The organism is Vibrio sp. 10N.222.55.C6, from assembly GCF_041473395.1.
GTDB classification, from domain to species: domain Bacteria; phylum Pseudomonadota; class Gammaproteobacteria; order Enterobacterales; family Vibrionaceae; genus Vibrio; species Vibrio crassostreae_C.
This window is the reverse complement of the sequence record NZ_JBFRSD010000331.1, coordinates 1-468: the sequence shown is the minus strand read 5'-3', so window position 1 is coordinate 468 and position 468 is coordinate 1. Positions and strand designations below refer to the sequence as shown.

The 468-nt window shown below is 43.8% G+C and carries 1 protein-coding gene; it reads right to left on the bottom strand.

The window, feature by feature from the left end; translation table 11 throughout:
• Positions 1 to 172: 172 nt before the first annotated feature.
• Positions 173 to 468, bottom strand: a 296-nt coding sequence (locus tag AB4486_RS23960) for a LysR substrate-binding domain-containing protein (protein ID WP_372119103.1), incomplete at its 5' end; no start/stop codon positions are given.

The following is a 468-nucleotide window of genomic DNA, read 5'->3' as shown; positions in this document are numbered from 1 at the left end:
GACATCACTCGTGCTTGTACCTATTGCATTTATAGGGGTGAGAACCGGTGTTTGGTTGGTTAACATCATCTCTCAAGAGCTGATTTACAAAATCAGCTACAGCGTATTATTCATTACGGCTATAAAAATGTTGTACTCCGGAGTCGCTACGTTATAAGCCATCGTCAGTATCTTATAGCGCTCTTTTTTCTGCTAATTGCTCAAGTATCACGTTCGTTCTCTCTCTAAATAAATCTCTTAACAGCCGAACCGTTGGTGTGATGGACTGACGGCTCGGACAAACCAACCAGAGTTCAGTCGGCGTTGGTTTGTACTCCTTCATAATACTAACCACTCGACCTGCTAAAAGGTCATCAGACATATCAAGGCACGATTTGATTGCCACACCTTTACCTGCAACACACCAACGCCTCACCAGATCCCCATCATTCGAAGCTCGATTGCCTTTCAGTTTTACCTTATGAGTCG